12 protein-coding genes and 2 pseudogenes are annotated in these 17,137 nt (G+C 62.6%); all 14 read right to left on the bottom strand.

All coding sequences use genetic code 11. The features are described 5' to 3' along the window. Position 1: 1 nt before the first annotated feature. Positions 2–2,107, bottom strand: coding sequence for a TonB-dependent siderophore receptor (locus tag ACYP2A_RS24005; protein WP_459748428.1), 2,106 nt, complete (start codon positions 2,105–2,107; stop codon positions 2–4). 89 nt (positions 2,108–2,196) lie between these two features. Beyond that, entirely contained in the window at positions 2,197–4,725 is a 2,529-nt protein-coding gene (uvrA, locus tag ACYP2A_RS24000; RefSeq protein ID WP_459748427.1) for an excinuclease ABC subunit UvrA, read from the bottom strand. Between the two features lie 56 nt (positions 4,726–4,781). Then, the gene (locus ACYP2A_RS23995; protein WP_459748426.1) at positions 4,782–5,090 is read right to left on the bottom strand and encodes a hypothetical protein; all 309 of its coding nucleotides are present in this window, start codon (positions 5,088–5,090) and stop codon (positions 4,782–4,784) included. Next, positions 5,087–5,920, bottom strand: a complete 834-nt coding sequence (locus tag ACYP2A_RS23990; protein ID WP_459748749.1) for an alpha/beta hydrolase — start codon at positions 5,918–5,920, stop codon at positions 5,087–5,089. The genes ACYP2A_RS23995 and ACYP2A_RS23990 overlap by 4 nt, the downstream gene beginning before the upstream one ends. Before the next feature lie 78 nt (positions 5,921–5,998). Next, complete coding sequence (locus ACYP2A_RS23985; protein ID WP_459748425.1) at positions 5,999–7,312, bottom strand: flavohemoglobin expression-modulating QEGLA motif protein; 1,314 nt, start codon at positions 7,310–7,312, stop codon at positions 5,999–6,001. Between the two features lie 112 nt (positions 7,313–7,424). Further along, entirely contained in the window at positions 7,425–8,927 is a 1,503-nt protein-coding gene (gene lysS / locus ACYP2A_RS23980) for a lysine--tRNA ligase (protein WP_459748424.1), read from the bottom strand. A 90-nt stretch (positions 8,928–9,017) separates the two neighbouring features. Continuing rightward, a protein-coding gene (gene prfB / locus ACYP2A_RS23975; RefSeq protein WP_459748423.1) for a peptide chain release factor 2 occupies positions 9,018–10,113 on the bottom strand; the annotation gives its coding sequence in 2 pieces (ribosomal slippage) (positions 9,018–10,040 and positions 10,042–10,113; 1,095 coding nt in all). A gap of 76 nt (positions 10,114–10,189) precedes the next feature. Further along, on the bottom strand, positions 10,190–11,197 hold the full coding sequence (locus ACYP2A_RS23970; protein WP_459748422.1) for a diguanylate cyclase domain-containing protein: 1,008 nt from the start codon (positions 11,195–11,197) through the stop codon (positions 10,190–10,192). A gap of 45 nt (positions 11,198–11,242) precedes the next feature. Next, positions 11,243–12,253, bottom strand: a complete 1,011-nt coding sequence (gene cheB / locus ACYP2A_RS23965) for a chemotaxis-specific protein-glutamate methyltransferase CheB (RefSeq protein ID WP_459748421.1) — start codon at positions 12,251–12,253, stop codon at positions 11,243–11,245. Then, positions 12,250–14,034 (bottom strand): annotated as a pseudogene (locus tag ACYP2A_RS23960) (response regulator); the annotation flags it as partial. The gene cheB and the pseudogene ACYP2A_RS23960, both read right to left, overlap by 4 nt. A 140-nt stretch (positions 14,035–14,174) precedes the next feature. Next, positions 14,175–14,628 (bottom strand): annotated as a pseudogene (locus tag ACYP2A_RS23955) (Hpt domain-containing protein); the annotation flags it as partial. After that, on the bottom strand, positions 14,625–15,314 hold the full coding sequence (locus ACYP2A_RS23950; RefSeq protein ID WP_459748420.1) for a chemotaxis protein CheW: 690 nt from the start codon (positions 15,312–15,314) through the stop codon (positions 14,625–14,627). The gene ACYP2A_RS23950 and the pseudogene ACYP2A_RS23955, both read right to left, overlap by 4 nt. After that, positions 15,311–16,603, bottom strand: coding sequence for a CheR family methyltransferase (locus tag ACYP2A_RS23945; protein ID WP_459748419.1), 1,293 nt, complete (start codon positions 16,601–16,603; stop codon positions 15,311–15,313). Before ACYP2A_RS23945 ends, ACYP2A_RS23950 begins: the two co-directional genes overlap by 4 nt. After that, on the bottom strand, positions 16,600–17,136 hold the full coding sequence (locus ACYP2A_RS23940) for a chemotaxis protein CheW (RefSeq protein WP_459748418.1): 537 nt from the start codon (positions 17,134–17,136) through the stop codon (positions 16,600–16,602). Before ACYP2A_RS23940 ends, ACYP2A_RS23945 begins: the two co-directional genes overlap by 4 nt. Position 17,137: the final 1 nt, after the last annotated feature.

The following is a 17,137-nucleotide window of genomic DNA, read 5'->3' as shown; positions in this document are numbered from 1 at the left end:
ATCAGAATTTCCAGCTCACGGAGGCGGTGACATTGCGCGGGGCGCCGTAGTTGGCGGTGGTTGCGCTCTGGTACAGCGACAGCAGGTATTTGCGGTCGGTGACGTTGTTGAGGTTCAGCGCGGTGCTCCAGTGGCTGTCGATGTCGTAGCTGGCCATCAGGTCCACCAGGGCGTAGGCGTTCTGGCGCACGTGGCTGTCGCTGTCGCTTTCGACCGCGCCTTGCCAGGCCACGCGGGTGCCGACACGGGCTTGCGGCAGGCCCGGCAGGCGATAGATCAGGCTGCCGCGTACGGTGTGGGTGGGCACGTATTTGCGTGCACGGTCGCCGTTGTCGTCGTCGATGCGCACGTAGGTGTAGCCGCCATTGAGTTCCAGGCCGTCGGCGATTTCACCAGCCGCGCCCAGTTCCAGGCCGTGGCTCTTGTAGTCCAGCGCTTCGTACAACTGGCGCGAGCCTTGGTATTCGCCGGTACCTTCGGCGACGTTCTGCTGTTCGGTTTTGAACAGCGCTGCGGTGACGTTCAGGCGTTTGTCGAGCAGGCTGCCCTTCACACCCACCTCGTAGCTGTGGCCTTCCAGCGGATCGAGCAGGCGGCCGTCGGTGCCCAGCGTGTATTGCGGATTGAAGATTTTGGTGTAGCTGGCGTACAGCGCGTAGTCGTCGTTCAGGTCATAGACCAGCCCGGTGTACGGCGTGACCTTGCCATGAATGCGCACATCGCGTGGCTGGGCGTAGTCGGTGCCTTCGCTGTCGGCGCTGAGCATGCGCGCCCCGACGATCCAGTGCAGGTTGTCGGCGAGGCTGAAACGGGTGCCGGCATACACACTTTTCTGGCGGTCGGTGAAGTCTGAGGTTTCGGCATCGCTGGTGAACGCCATCTCTGGCTCGACGACAGTACCGGCCACGGTCGAGGCCAGACTGCCCATCACGTATTCGTCGGCGCTGACGTAGTAGCCGCGCTCATGGTTGCGCGCACGGCCGTAGCTGGCGCCCAGGGTCAGTTGGTGCTCGCGACCGAACAGGCTGAACGGGCCGCTGACTTTGGCCTCGCCGAGCAGTTGATTGTTGCGGGTGCGCGTGTGGCTGGGGTAGGCGTAGACGTCGTCGCCGACATCGGCCAGCACGTAGTACATCTTGGTGTCGTTGTGCTGCTGCACGCCGGTCACGCTGAGGGTGCCGTTCCAGCCACCGCCGAAGTCATGCGCCCATTCGGCAAACGCGCGTTGGGTGTGTACGTCCCAGTAGGTCCAGTCCTGGCCGATGCTGGAGCTGCGGCTGCTGTAGTGGATCAGGTTGCCGGCGCCGTCGACCAGCGGCAGGTTGCCCCAACTGCTGCCGTTGGAATTGCTCTTGGTGTCGGAGTAACCCACGGTCAGCGTGTCGGCCTCGCTGAGATCGAAGGCCAGCAAACCGGCGACCACGTTACGTTCGTGGCTGTAGCGGTCGAGCCAGGAATTGCCGCTGTCGTTGGCATAGATGAAGCGCCCGCGCACGTTGCCGCTGTCGGTCAAGGGGCCTGAGACATCGACGTCGACACGGCGGTTATCCCACGAGCCGACACTCATGCCGATGCTCGCCTGAGTCTCGTAGGTGGGACGTTTACGCACGAAGTTGACCGTGGCCGAAGGGTTGCCGCTGCCGCTCATCAAGCCGTTGGCGCCGTGCAGGATATCGACCTGTTCATACTCGGCCAGGTCCAGATCGCCGACCAGCAAGCCGGTGGCGAACGGCATGCCCATGCCGTCGTACTCGAAGTTGTCGATATCGAAACCGCGCGAGGTGAAGCTGGTGCGGTCGGTCTCGGTCTGCTCCACGGTCACCGACGGCGCACTGCGCAGTGCGTCCTTGACGCTGTTGAGCCTGAAGTCCTCCAGTTGCTCGCGGGTGATGGTGGTGATCGCTTGCGGCGTCTGTTTTTCGCTCAGGCCCAACCGTGTGGTGCTGCTGGCGGGCTTGCCCTGATAACCCTGGCTTTCGCTGTCTTGCTGCTGCGCGGTGGTCTGGATCTGGGTGGCCGGCAGGGTCAATTCATCGGCGGCATGCGCCAATGGCAGGACACTGCAGGCCCCTGTCAGCAGCAGGGTCATGGAGAAGCGGGGTTTCACAGTCGCGATTCCTGTTGAGAATGAGAAGGAATCGCTATTGTGGCGCAAAAGATAATTATTTCAAAATGTAACTATCTTTAGCCGTTTCGTCACAAAGCGCTGGCCAGAAAGCTGGCGGTGCGGCTTTTCTTGTTCTTGGCCACGGTTTGCGGCGCCCCTGCCACCACCACCTTACCGCCCGCCTCGCCTGCGCCCGGACCGATGTCGATCACCCAGTCGCTCTGCGCCACAACACGCATGTCGTGCTCGACCACGATCACCGTATGCCCGGCGTCGACCAGCCGGTTGAGCTGCACCATCAGCCGATCAACATCCTGCGGGTGCAAACCGTTGGTGGGTTCGTCGAGCACATACAGGGTTTTGCCGCGCGCCATGCGTTGCAGTTCGGTGGCCAGTTTGATGCGCTGCGCCTCACCGCCCGAGAGTTCGGTGGCCGGCTGGCCCAGGCGCAGGTAACCCAGGCCGATGTCCTTGAGCACCTGCAAGGCGCGTCGGGCGGCCGGTTGTTCGACAAAGGTGTCGAACGCCTGGTCGACGGTCTGTTGCAATACTTGGGCGATGTTCAGACCTTGCCAGGTCACGGCGAGCGTCTCGGGGTTGTAGCGCGCGCCGTGGCAGGTCGGGCATGGCGCGTAGACGCTGGGCATGAACAGCAGCTCGACGCTGACAAAGCCCTCACCCTCGCATTTTTCACAGCGACCTTTGGCGACGTTGAAGGAGAACTGCCCGGCATCGAAACCCAAGGCCTGCGCCTGTTCGGTGGCGGCGAACAGTTTGCGCACGTGGTCGAACAACCCGGTGTAGGTCGCCAGATTGGAGCGCGGCGTGCGACCGATGGGCTTCTGGTCGACCTGTACCAGGCGCTTGAGACCTTCAAGGCCGGCGCTGACATGGCCACCACTGGTTTGCAGTGGCTCGTCTTCCAGGCTCGATTCGGTGGCCTCACTCGTGGCGCTGGTCTGGCCGAGATGACTGCCGACCAGTTCCAGCAACGCCTGGCTGATCAGGCTGGATTTGCCTGAGCCGGAAATGCCGGTCACGGCGGTGAAGCAGCCCAAGGGAAAGTCGGCGCTCAGGTTGTTGAGGTTATTGCGGGTGATGCCTTGCAGACGCAGCCAGTCATCTGCCGGGCGCGGTTTACGCGGCGTCAGGTCGGGTTCGGCAAACAGATAGGCGCGGGTGCGCGATTCGGTAATCTGCTCAAGTCCTGCGGGCGGGCCGCTGTATAAAATGCGCCCGCCTTGTTCGCCAGCCGCCGGGCCGACATCGATCACCCAGTCGGCGCGGCGCATGGTGTCCAGGTCGTGCTCGACCACAAACACCGAGTTGCCCGAGGCTCTAAGCCGTTGCAAGGCATCGAACAGCGCCTGGCTGTCGGCCGGGTGCAAGCCGGCGGAAGGTTCGTCCAGCACGTAGATCACGCCGAACAATTGCGAGTTGAGCTGGGTGGCCAGGCGCAGGCGTTGCAGTTCGCCGGACGACAAGGTCGGCGTGCTGCGCTCCAGCGCCAGATAACCCAGGCCCAGATCGATCAGGGTGGTGATGCGCTCCAGCAACTCATTGGCGATGCGCTGTGCGGCCAGGCGCTTTTCCAGCGACAGCTCGGGGTCTTCGTGTTGCAGATAGTCATCGGTCGCCACGCGCTTGAGCACGTCGGCCAGTGCTTGTAGCGACAGGTGCGACAGTTCGGCGATGTCCAGGCCTGCGAAGGTCACGGTCAGCGCCTCACGCTTGAGGCGTTTGCCCTCGCACGCCGGGCACGGGCTGGCGCGCATGTACTGCGACACGCGTTTGCGCATCTGCGCGCTTTGCGAGTGCATGAAGGTGTGCAGCAAGTAGCGCCGCGCACCGCTGAAGGTGCCCTGGTAACTGGGCTCGAGCTTGCGCTTGAGTGCCTCGCGGGTCTGCGCCGGCGTCAGCCCTGCGTACACCGGCGCCGTGGGGGTTTCTTCGGTAAACAGAATCCAGTCGCGCTGTTCTTTGGGCAGGTCGCGCCATGGAATGTCGACGTCATAGCCCAGGGTCACCAGAATGTCGCGCAGGTTCTGGCCCTGCCAGGCCAGCGGCCAGGCGGCGACGGCGCGTTCACGAATGGTCAGCGACGGGTCAGGCACCATGCTGGCTTCGGTGACTTCATGCACCCGGCCGATGCCGTGACATTCGGGGCACGCGCCTTGTGGCGTGTTGGCCGAAAAGTCTTCGGCGTAGAGCATCGGCTGGCCGGCCGGATAGGAACCGGCACGCGAATACAGCATGCGGATCAGGCTCGACAGGGTCGTGACGCTGCCCACCGACGAGCGTGCACTCGGTGTACCGCGTTGCTGTTGCAGGGCCACGGCCGGCGGCAAGCCTTCGATGGCATCGACATCGGGCACACCGACCTGGTCGATCAACCGCCGCGCATACGGCGCGACCGACTCGAAATAGCGACGCTGGGCTTCAGCATAAATCGTCGAAAAGGCCAGCGACGATTTACCGGAGCCCGAGACGCCGGTGAACACCACCAAGGCATCGCGCGGAATATCGACGTCAACGTTCTTGAGGTTATGCTCGCGCGCGCCACGCACCCGGACGAATCCTGAGCTGTGGGGCAAGGCTGAATCGTGAGCTGCAGGCATTGGGCTTCCTTGGTACGACAAAGGCTGTAAGGCAATGGACCGCACACAATCGGAATCTACTGCCCCGATGTGCAGCGTACGGCGCGCTTGCGCTCATCGACCAATACGCCGCTCAAGCCTTTTTGTTGGGTATCGAACAGCACCAGCACGCCGTCGATGCACTGCGCCACCTGATCGGCCGGAGTCAGGCTGGCACGCTGCTCTTGGCCGGGCACGGTCTTGAGCATCGTGAATTCGTTGAGCAGCAGTGCGTCTTCGGGTTTGGCGAAATGCAGGTAGCCGTAGTAGCCGAGGCACGCGACCGTGCCGGCGATGCTGGCCACGGCCGTCAGAATCAGCGGGATCAGGTTGCGTTCCTGGGTCATGGCCTGGCATCGCCTTGGTAATTGGGGATTTCGCCCAGCCGGCGTAGACCGTTGAAGTGCTGCGGGTCATCAAGGTAGCGCAGCATCACCTGGCGCCAGGTCGGGTCGGCGAACGTTTGCACGTGGCCACCGCGGGTCAGTTGCAGCACGCGCGGCAACGGCGCGGCCTTGTACAGCGCCAGGCCGTTGTCGAGCGGCACCAGTGTGTCGTCCAGACTGTGAAAGATCAGCATCGGCGTGCCCTTGAGTTGCGCCAGGCTGTTGATCGCGCTGTCGCCATCGGGAATCAGCCAGGACAACGGACGCTTGAACGCCCAGGTCAGCCATGACGTGCCCAGCGTATAACGGGCCACGTCGCGGTAGCTGGCCGGCACACCGTCGAGAATCAGCGACTTGAGGTTTTTACGCTGTTCGGGATGCTGCGCCAGATAGTGCACCGCCAGCGCACCGCCGATGCTTTGCCCGAGCACGATGCGCGGGTGGTCTTTAACCTCTGGCGCGCTATCGAGCCAGGCAAAGGCGGCGTCCAGATCCTGATAAATCGCCGGCAGGCTGGGCGCCCCCTGCGACAGGCCGTAGCCGCGATAGTCGAGCATCAGCACCTGATACCCCTGCTCCGGCAACCACCCGCTACCGCCCAGGTGCCAGGCCAGATTGCCGCCATTGCCATGCAAGTGCAGCACCGTGCCTTTGACCGCCACACCCGGTTTGGCCGGCAACCACCAGGCATGCAGGCGCGTGCCGTCGGCGGCGGTCAGGGTAATGTCGCGGTACGCCAGTTGCGCCTTTTCAGGGGTGAAAGGCTGGCCGGGTTCCGGGTAGAACAGCATGCTGCTGCAACCGGTGAGGGTCAACAGCAGGGTCAGGATGCCGATGAGTTTCACGTCCACCTTCCTTGCGTACCGGATCTACAAAATATTCGAATAATCCGCTTCGATCCGATCCAGGCTCAGGTGGTTCAAGAAGTTCGAAAAGCACATCCAGGCCGACAGTGCGTTCATGTCGCGGAACTGGTCGGGCAGGTATTTGGGCGCAATCACCAGGCCTTCATCCACCAGTTGGCGCAGAGTGCGCATGTCTTCCAGCGTGGTCTTGCCGCAAAACAGCAATGGCACCTGTTCAAGCTTGCCTTTACGCACGGCCAGCTGGATGTAGTTGTAAATCATGATGAAGCCTTTGAGGTACGACAGGTCCTTGGTGAACGGCAGCCCGTTGGGGGACGAGCCACGGAATACGCGGCTGGCGTTGCCGTAGCTTTCGGACATACCGAAGCCTTGTTCACGGTAGAAGTTGAACACCTCGATAAAGTCGGCGCCCTCCTCGGCCATGTGGATGGCGCGGGTGCGGTTGGTCAGTTTGCGCAGGCGGCTGGGGTAGGACGCAAAGGCGATCACTTCCATCAGAATCGCCAGGCCTTCCTGGGTCACGGTCGATGAGGGCGGGCCCTTGGACAGGAAGGTGCAGATCGGCTGGTTCTGGCCATTGAGGGTGGTGGCGACGTGTACCAGGCCTTCGTGGACTTCCAGCGCCCGCACGTCGCGCTCGTTGAACATCGCGTCCGAGCGCACCTTGATGTAGTCGGCGCCGGCCGCCGCATCGGCGACGATGCCGTCGGACTCGAACACCCGCACGGTGTCCTCGGCCTCGCCGAACACCCGGTTCAGCCGGCTTTGCAGCATGGCCACGGCGTCCTTGGCGGTGAGGGTCTTGGGCTCGTCCTTGAGGTCGCCGCGCCCGGCAATGTTGTTCAGGTAGCCGGACAGCATCAGGCCCAGGTCGGACAGGGTCGGGTCGCCGGCATGAAAGGCATCGGAGGCCGCGCCGTACAGCTCCTGGGAAATCAGGCCGAAATCCTGGGTGCCGCGCGCCTCTAACATGCGCACCACCATGCGATATTCGCGGCACATGCGGCGCATGATCTGCCCTGCCGGGTTGAACTGGCCTAGCTGGCGAGTGATGTCGCGCTCGATGTTCTGGAATTCCTGCTTCAGTACACCGGCATCGAAGCCCAGCGGGCGGCCTTCGTAATAGGCCCGATCGACGATCGGCAGTTCCTTGCCCTTGGCGGCCAGAAAGGTCTTGCGTACGCCGTCGTCCCACTTAACTGCATCCAGTACGCGAATCGGTGTTTGCGCCGCCACGATGCGGTCGGATAACACGCGAATAGTCTGCTGGTAATCGTCCACCCGGTACTCCTTGATCCTGTTGTTGACGTCCTGCATGCACACAACGCCCGATATTCCATGCCACGGACAAGGTCCGTCAACATTTATGCCGTGCATAAAAAAACCGCCTGCTCATATCACACGAACAGGCGGTTCTGGATATTCCGGCTTACGCCTGTGGGCGCATGTGCGGGAACAGGATCACGTCGCGGATCGACGGCGAGTTGGTCAGCAGCATGACCAGACGGTCGATACCGATGCCTTCACCGGCAGTCGGCGGCATGCCGTACTCCAGGGCACGTACGAAGTCAGCGTCGTAGTGCATCGCTTCGTCGTCGCCGGCGTCCTTGTCGGCCACCTGGGCCTGGAAGCGTTCGGCCTGATCTTCGGCGTCGTTGAGCTCGGAATAGGCGTTGGCAATTTCACGGCCGCCGATGAACAGTTCGAAGCGGTCGGTGACGTTCGGGTTGTCGTCGTTGCGGCGCGCCAGTGGCGACACTTCGAACGGGTACTGGGTGATGAAGTGCGGCTGTTCCAGCTTGTGCTCGACCAGTTCTTCGAAAATCATCACCTGCAATTTGCCCAGGCCTTCGAAACCCAGCACCTTGGCGCCGGCTTTCTTGGCAATGGCGCGGGCCTTGTCGATGTCCTGCAGGTCATCGGCGGTCAGCTCGGGGTTGTACTTGAGGATCGAGTCGAACACCGACAGACGCACGAACGGCTCGCCGAAATGGAACACCTTGTCGCCGTACGGCACGTCGGTAGTCCCGAGAACAAGCTGCGCCAGTTCACGGAACAGTTCTTCGGTGAGGTCCATGTTGTCTTCGTAGTCGGCGTACGCCTGGTAGAACTCCAACATGGTGAATTCTGGGTTGTGACGGGTCGAGACGCCTTCGTTACGGAAGTTGCGGTTGATCTCGAATACTTTTTCAAACCCGCCAACCACAAGCCGCTTGAGGTACAACTCTGGCGCGATACGCAGGAACATGGCCATGTCCAGCGCGTTGTGGTGGGTTTCGAACGGCTTGGCCGCCGCGCCACCCGGAATGGTCTGCAGCATCGGCGTTTCGACTTCAAGGAAGTCGCGCTTGGCCAGGAAGCTGCGGATGTGGCTGATGACTTGCGAGCGCACGCGGAAGGTGTCGCGTACTTCTTCGTTGACGATCAGGTCGACGTAGCGCTGGCGATAGCGCTGCTCGGTGTCGGTCAGGCCGTGGTGCTTGTCCGGCAGTGGGCGCAGCGATTTGGTCAGCAGGCGCACGCTGGTCATCTCGACGTACAGGTCGCCCTTGCCCGAACGGGCCAGGGTACCTTCGGCAGCGATGATGTCGCCCAGGTCCCAGGTCTTGACCTCGGCCAGGGTTTGCTCAGGCAGGGTCTTGCGGTTGACATAGACCTGGATGCGACCGGTCATGTCCTGAATCACCATGAAGGCGCCACGGTTGAGCATGATGCGACCGGCAACCTTGACAGGGATTGCAGCCTCGGCCAGCTCTTCCTTGGTCTTGTCGACGTACTGCTTCTGCAGGTCGTTGCAGTAGCTGTCGCGACGGAAGTCGTTGGGGAAGGCCTGACCCTTGGCGCGTTCTGCGGCAAGTTTTTCCTTGCGCAGGGCGATCAGGGTGTTTTCTTCCTGTTGCAGGGCTTGCGAGTCGGGTTGTTGGTCGCTCATGTCTTCAGTTATTCCATCACAGGTTCATTGTCCCTCGCCTGCGGCAAGGGATGGCGGGCAGTCCGGGCTGCCCGCTGCTGTTGTGTCGCCTTACAGGCCTTGTTTGAGGCTGGCGATCAGATACTCGTCCAGGTCGCCGTCAAGCACCTTGTCGCAGTCGCTGCGCTCGATGCTGGTGCGCAGGTCCTTGATGCGCGAAGCATCCAGAACGTACGAGCGAATCTGGTGACCCCAGCCGATGTCGGACTTGGTGTCTTCCAGCGCCTGGGAGGCAGCATTGCGCTTCTGGATTTCCTGCTCGTACAACCGGGCCCGCAGCATTTTCATGGCGGTGTCCTTGTTGGCGTGCTGGGAACGTTCGTTCTGGCAACTGACCACGGTGTTAGTCGGCACGTGGGTAATCCGCACCGCCGAGTCGGTGGTGTTTACGTGCTGACCACCGGCACCGGAGGAGCGGTAGGTGTCGATCCGCAGGTCGGACGGGTTGATCTCGATTTCGATGTTGTCATCGATTTCAGGCGAGACGAACACCGCCGAGAACGAGGTATGGCGACGGTTGCCGGAGTCGAACGGGCTCTTGCGCACCAGGCGGTGCACGCCGATCTCGGTGCGCAACCAGCCAAAGGCGTACTCGCCCTTGATGTGCACGGTCGCGCCCTTGATACCGGCGACTTCACCGGCGGACAGTTCCATGATGGTCGCGTCGAAGCCGCGCTTGTCGGCCCAGCGCAGGTACATGCGCAGCAGGATGTTGGCCCAGTCCTGAGCCTCGGTGCCGCCGGAACCGGCCTGGATGTCCAGGTAGGCGTTGTTGGGGTCCATCTCGCCACTGAACATGCGGCGGAATTCGAGCTTTTCCAGCGCTTCGCGCAGACGCTCGACTTCAGCTGCCACGTCGGCGACCGCGCCTTCGTCTTCTTCTTCGGCAGCCATTTCCAGCAGGTCACGGGCATCGGTCAGGCCGCTGCCAAGCTCGTCGAGAGTGTCGACGATCAGCGCCAGCTGGGAGCGTTCGCGGCCCAGGTTCTGTGCGTATTCGGGTTTGTTCCAGACAGCGGGGTCTTCGAGCTCGCGGGTAACTTCGGTCAGACGATCATGTTTGTGATCGTAGTCAAAGATACCCCCGAATGGTTTGGGAACGCTCGGAGAGGTCCTTGATGCTGTTTAGGATCGGATTGATTTCCATGGTAGTCAGCACTCGCAGGCGAAATTTTCAAAGCCGGAGAGTATACCTTAGAGGGCGGGGTGATAGCAGCCTATTCCTACCCCCCCATCTGCACCTGATTACGCCCATTATGCTTGGCCGCATACAGCCCTTTATCCGCATCCAGTATCAATTGCCGGCTATTACCGCCGGGCTGCGGCACCACGGTCGCCACACCGATGCTCACCGTCAGGTGCGCGCCAGCGTCAGGGGCGATGTGCGGGATGTTCATGCCGGCTACGCTCTGGCGCAGCTTTTCTGCCAGCAGTCGGGCGCCGCCAGGGGTGGTGTTGGGCAAGACCATGGCGAATTCTTCGCCGCCGTAGCGGGCCGGCAGATCCGACGGACGGCTGCAGTTGGCGCGAATCGCCTTGGCGACCTGGCGCAGGGCTTCGTCGCCTTCGAGGTGGCCGAAGTTGTCGTTGTAGGCTTTGAAGTAGTCGACGTCGATCATCATCAGCGACAGCTGGCTTTGCTCGCGGGTGGCGCGGCGCCATTCCAGCTCCAGATATTCGTCGAAGTGGCGACGGTTCGACAGACCGGTCAGGCCGTCGGAGTTCATCAGGCGTTGCAGCACCAGGTTGGTGTCGAGCAGTTGCTGCTGGCTGACGCGCAAGGCGCGGTAGGCTTCGTCGCGCTGCAGCAGGGTCATGTAGGAGCGTGAGTGGTAGCGGATGCGCGCCACCAGTTCGATGTTGTCGGGCAGTTTGACCAGGTAGTCGTTGGCACCGGCAGCAAAGGCGGCGCTCTTGATCATCGGGTCTTCCTTGGTCGACAACACGATGATCGGAATATCGCGGGTCAGCGGGTTGTTGCGGTATTCGCGCACCAGGGTCAGGCCGTCCAGGCCAGGCATGACCAGGTCCTGCAGGATCACGGTCGGCTTGATCTGGATCGCCTGGGCGATGGCCTGATGTGGATCGGCGCAGAAGTGGAAGTCGATCAGGTCTTCATTGGCCAGGCCGCGACGCACCGCTTCGCCGATCATGGCTTGATCGTCGACCAGCAGTACCATGGCGGCGTTCTCATCCGGGGCTTTGAAGTCTTCTGGCTGAAAGTCATGCATGAGGCGTCTCCTGGTCACCGGTTCTGGGTGATTTCACCTGGATAATCATTGAGCGAATACCTCAAGCAAACGAGGTGCGATGGTGCGCAGCGGCCGGATCTCGACAGCGGCATCAATAGCAGCAGCGGCCTTGGGCATGCCATACACCGCACTGCTTGCCTGGTCCTGGGCAATCGTCAGAAAACCCTGCTCGCGCATGGTTTTAAGTCCTTGAGCACCGTCACGCCCCATGCCGGTCAATAAGACTCCCACAGCTTCTCCACTCCAGTAACGGGCCACACTCTCGAAAAAAACGTCGATCGAGGGCCGGTAGATTTCGTTCACTGGCTCCGCCGTGTAAGCCAGTGTTCCGTCCTTGAGCAGACGGATATGGTGATTGGTGCCGGCCAGGACCACCTGGCCGCTTTGTGGCGGCTCGCCCTCGCGAGCCAGACGCACCGGCATGCCCGAGGCACTGCTCAGCCACTCGGCCATGCCGGCGGCGAACACCTGGTCGACATGCTGTACCAGCACGATGGCCGCCGGAAAATTTACCGGCAGGCCTTTCAATAACTCTTCCAGCGCCGCCGGACCGCCGGCCGATGAACCAATCGCGACCAGCCCGCCGCGCTTGGCGGCAGTGCGCAGCGGTGAAGTCTCGCTGCGCTCACGGCTGTTACGCTGGCCAATCAACCAGCCGATGTTGAAAATCTTGCGCAACAAGGGCGCCGCAGCGTCCCTGGGGTTGCCTGAGCCAATGGCCGGGGTATCGACTACGTCCAGCGCGCCATGGCCCATGGCTTCGAATACCCGGTGCACGTTCTGCTCGCGATCGACCGTCACCAGAACGATAGCGCATGGTGTGGCAGCCATGATCCGTCGTGTCGCTTCGACACCGTCCATGACCGGCATGATCAGGTCCATGAGAATCACATCCGGGGTCAGTTCGGCGCAGCGCTGCACGGCATCCGCCCCGTTGCTGGCCACCCAGACGATCTGGTGCGCCGGCTCGAAGGCCAGCGCCCGGCGCAGGGCTTCGACAGCCATGGGCATATCGTTGACGATAGCGATCTTCATCCCTGTGCTTCTCCTATCAGTTCCACCACTACATCGAGCAATGCATCATCGTGGAAGCTGGCTTTGGCCAGGTAATAATCGGCACCGGCATCAAGGCCCCGCCGGCGGTCTTCTTCACGGTCCTTGTAAGAAACCACCATCACTGGCAGCGATTGCAAGCGCGTGTCGCGACGCAACAGGGTCACCAGTTCGATACCGTCCATGCGTGGCATGTCGATATCGGTAATCAGCAGGTCGAAGTCTTCGCCGCGCAAGGCGTTCCAGCCATCCATGCCGTCGACGGCTACGGTTACATCATAGCCGCGACTGACCAGTAACTTGCGCTCCAGCTCACGCACCGTCAATGAGTCATCGACGACCAGAACCCGCTTACGCGTCACATTGCCAGCATTGCGGTTCTGTCGGTCGATGCGCTCCAGCCGGCCGGTATTAAGCAGCTTTTCGACAGAACGCAGCAGGTCTTCGACGTCGACGATCAGCACCACCGAGCCGTCGTCGAGCAAAGCGCCGGCCGAAACGTCCTGAACCTTGCCCAGCCGCGGGTCGAGGGGCATGACCACCAGAGTCCGCTCGCCGATAAAGCGCTCCACCGCCACCCCGTACACCGCGTCGCGCTCGCGGATCACCACGACTTTCAGGCTGTCCTGCACCTTGGCGCTCGGCGGCCGGTTGAGCAACTGACTGGCCGATACCAGACCGACATGCTGCCCCTCGTGCCAGAAATGCTGGCGGCCTTCGAGCTGTACGATATCCGAGGGCTCAAGGTCGCGCATGCGTTCGATGTGCGCCAGCGGAAAGGCATAGGCCTCACCGCCGACGTCGACCACCAGGCTGCGCGCCACCGACAGGGTCAGCGGCACCTCGATGCGAAAACAGCTGCCCTGCCCTGCGCTTTGTTCCAGGGTTACGCCGCCATGCAGCTGGCGCACCATATGCTGCACGGCGTCCAGGCCCACACCGCGACCGGAAATCTGGGTGACCTTGTCGCGCATGCTGAAGCCGGGTAAAAACAGAAAGCTGAGCAGTTCTTCTTCGCTCATCTGGGCGGCGGTTTCGGCTGGCGACAGCTTGCGCTGCACAATGGCCTGGCTCAGGCGTTGAAGATCGACACCGCCACCGTCGTCGCTCAGCTCCACGACCAGCATGCCGGCCTGGTGTGAGGCACGCAGGCGGATGGTACCTTCGCTGTCTTTACCGTGCGCAAGGCGCAGTTCGGGCATTTCGATGCCATGATCGACGGCATTGCGCAGCAAATGGGTCAACGGTGCTTCGAGTTTTTCCAGCACCTCGCGATCGACTTGAGTTTTCTCGCCTTCGATGTCCAGGCGCACCTGTTTACCCAACTCGCGCCCCAGGTCGCGAACCATGCGCGCCTGGCCGCCCAGCACATCGGCAAACGGGCGCATGCGGCACGCCAGAGCGCTGTCGTACAGCGATTGAGCGCGCTGCGCCGATTGCCAGCCGAACTCGTCAAGCTCGGCTGCTTGTTCGATCAGCATGTTCTGCGCCTGAGACAGCAGGCTGCGCGCATCTTCCAGTGCGCGCTGCGCCTCGGGGCTGACGGTACTGACGCTCAGGCTCGCCTCCAGGACCTGCAAGGCGCGGTCGCTGCCCAGTTGCAGACGCTTGAGGCGCTGCATGCCCGCCAGCAGTGGCTTGATGCGCTGGCTTTCAACCAGTGACTTGCTCGACAGATCGAGCAAGCCATTGAGGCGTTCGGCGGTGACGCGCAAGACCCGCTCGCCACCTTCGGCCACCCGGCGGTCGCGTAAGGGTCGGGGCGCAGAATCGGCGTCACTCACGACTGGCGCAGGCTCAAGCTGTACAAGCTCGGGTTGCAGTTGCAGTGCGTGCGAAAGATCGATTGGCGGCAATGCCGGCGCTGGCTGTTCCGGTTGGCGCAGGGCGTCCAGCAGCAGGCTTTCGGCCAGCAGGGGATCCGGCGGATCGGGCGGCCGGCTGACACTGCGTGCGGCGCCGGCGCCGGAGTCCATCAGGGTGTTCATGCGCTGCACATAGGCATCGACGACGGCCTGATCGACACTGCCATCGCCGGGTGTGGCAATGCGCATCAGCATGTCGGTACCCGACAGCAAGGCGTCGATGTGATCGGGTTGCAGCACCAGCCGGCTTTCCTGGGCGCTGACCAGGCAATCTTCCATCACGTGGGCAACGCTGACGCCGAAGTCGACCCCGACGATTCGGGCCGCGCCCTTGAGCGAGTGGGCGGCGCGCATGCAGGCTTCGAGCTGGTCGGCCAGGGTCGGGCTGCGCTCCAGTTCCAGCAGGCCTGCGCTCAACACCTGGGTCTGCGCCTCGGCCTCCAGGGTAAATAGCTCGAACAGCGACGCATCGCGCATTTGATCAGGCGTCATGTAAGGCTCCGGTTGACCGCCGACAACAACTCCTGCTCATCGAGCAGCCGCAGACTGCGGTCCTTCCAGTGCAGCACGCCGCGGGTAAAACGGGCGTTGGCGTGGGTACCGGAGGTCGACGCCGAATCGAGCAACTGTTCGGTCATGGCATGGATACCGTCGACTTCATCGACCGGCACCACCACCGGTCCTCCCTGGGCCGCGACGATCAGCATGCGCGGCATGATCCGCCCGCCGGCCGCAGCTGCAGGTACAGCGCTATCGAGGCCCAGCAGGTCGCTCAGCGAGATGCAGGCCACCAGCGCGCCGCGCACGTTGGCAACCCCCAGCAAAGCGCGGGAGCGCTGGTGCGGCAGAGAATGGATCGCCTGCATCGGCGCCACTTCGACCAGGCTGCGCGTGGCCAGGCCCAGCCATTCATCGCCCAGACGAAACACCAGAACCGAGCGGGTGCGCACCAGGGTCTGTTGTTCGGCACTGCGCGAGCGGTCGTGGTAGTCCTGAACCAGGCTGTAGCGGTCGAGCAGGCGCGTGGCCGCTGCCGAGTAGACTTCGCAGTTACGGCAATGAATATGCCCGGGCAATAACGGGCAGGAGCGGTCGCCATGAATACCGATGCGGTTCCAGCAATCGTCGATGGCGTGATCGTCGTCCTGGGTAAGGCTTGAAAGGCTGACCCCGCTCATCGCGTGTTTCCTTGTTTATTGGCACCGCGTGCGGCGCGCTCAAGCAAGCGCTGGGCGCCGGCGCTATCGCCTTGGGCGGCCAGCAAAGCCGCCATTTGCGCCAGCGTTTCAGGGTGCTGGGGTTCAAGGTACAAGGCCTTGCGGTAATAACCCTGCGCCTGGCTGGCATTGCCGTCGACCTCGCTGAGCAGGCCCAGCCAGTAGAACACCGATGCGACAGGCTCATGCTGTTGCAGGTAGCGCTCGCACGCTGCGTGGGCCTCGCGGCTTTTGCCCTGATTGGCCAGCCGGGCGATGGTGGCCAGATCATCGACGGCCTGCACCGATTGACCGGTATCGGCTACGGCCGGGCTGGTGGCGCCTACCCGTGAGGCAGCGCCCGGTGCAAAGGGCCGTGGTGCAGGAGCGGCAGTACGACGCGGCGCAGGCTCGGCAACCGGGGCAACAGGGCTGACCGGCGCGACAGGCATGGCCGGTAGGATCGGCACATCGTCTTTGTGGGCATGCCGAAAGGCGAACGACTGTGCGATGTTGATCGAGCGCATGCCGATGTGTGCCAGCAGGTTGCCTTCGGCAGGACCGATGAACAGCACACCATCGTCGAGGGTCAGGCGCTTGAGCACCTCGAATACATGCTTCTGCGTGGCGCGGTCGAAATAGATCACCAGGTTGCGGCAAAACACAAAATCATAGGCCGGCTGGTTGAGCAGTGCCGGATCGAGCAGGTTGCCGGGACGAAAGTCGACGCTGTCGCGCACCCGCTGGGTGACCTGCCAGCCCTCGTCGACCGGCATGAAATACCGTTCGCGGTAAGTCAGATCGCTGCCACGAAACGAGTTCTTGCCGTAAGTGGCGCGCTGCGCCCGCTGAATCGACAGGGGACTGATGTCGATGGCATCGACGCGAAACTTCGCCGCCTCGATACCGGCATCGAACAGCGCCATCGCAATCGAGTAAGGCTCTTCGCCTGTCGAGCACGGCAGGCTGAGAATGCGCAGCGGCCGGGCGCCTGCCAGTTTCTGCAAACGGGCCACGGCCAGCTTGCCGAGCGTGACGAAGGACTCGGGGTAGCGGAAAAACCAGGTTTCCGGGACGATCACCGCCTCGATCAGCGCCTGCTGCTCAGTCTGCGAACTCAGCAACAGCAGCCAGTAGGCGTCACTGTCGGCGGCACCCGACGCGGTACAGCGCTGGCGCAGTGCACGCTCGACGATGGCCTCGCCCACCGAGGTGACATCCAGGCCGATACGCTCCTTGAGAAAGGCGAAAAAGCGCGCGTCGTCACTCATGGCGCATCCTCAAGCTGATCGATATCGGGCGGTACGACCGGGTACAGCAGTTCACGCACCGGCTCGCTGAGCAGTTCTTCGACACGAATCCACTGCAACAGGCCCAGGTCGTCTTCACGCACCGGCCCCAGATAAGGCGACAGGCGATTCTCCAGCCCGTACTCCTTGAACTGCGAAGCCGGGCAACGCAGGGTTTCGGTAGCCTGTTCCAGAATCAGGCCCAGCAGTTGCGCCGGGTGCTTGTCGTCGTGCCGGTACTGCACCAGCACCATGCGCGTGCTGGTGCGTGCCTGAGCCGGCGTGCCGAAACTCAGGGCGCTGATGTCGATGACCGGCACGATTTCACCACGATGGGCAAAGATGCCCGCCACCCAGTGCGGCGCCTTGGGAATGACCTTGAGTTTCAGGCGCGGCAACACTTCGGCGATTTCACGGGCCTGCAACGCGTAGCGTTCTTCGCCAATGCGAAACAGCAGGAACAGTGTGTCCCGGACCTGCGCAACCGCATTGCGCCTGGGTGAATGATCGCGCATG

This window comes from Pseudomonas sp. 3A(2025) (assembly GCF_054589175.1).
The sequence above is the reverse complement of the archived record's forward strand: the minus strand, read 5'-3'. Positions and strand labels throughout refer to the sequence as shown.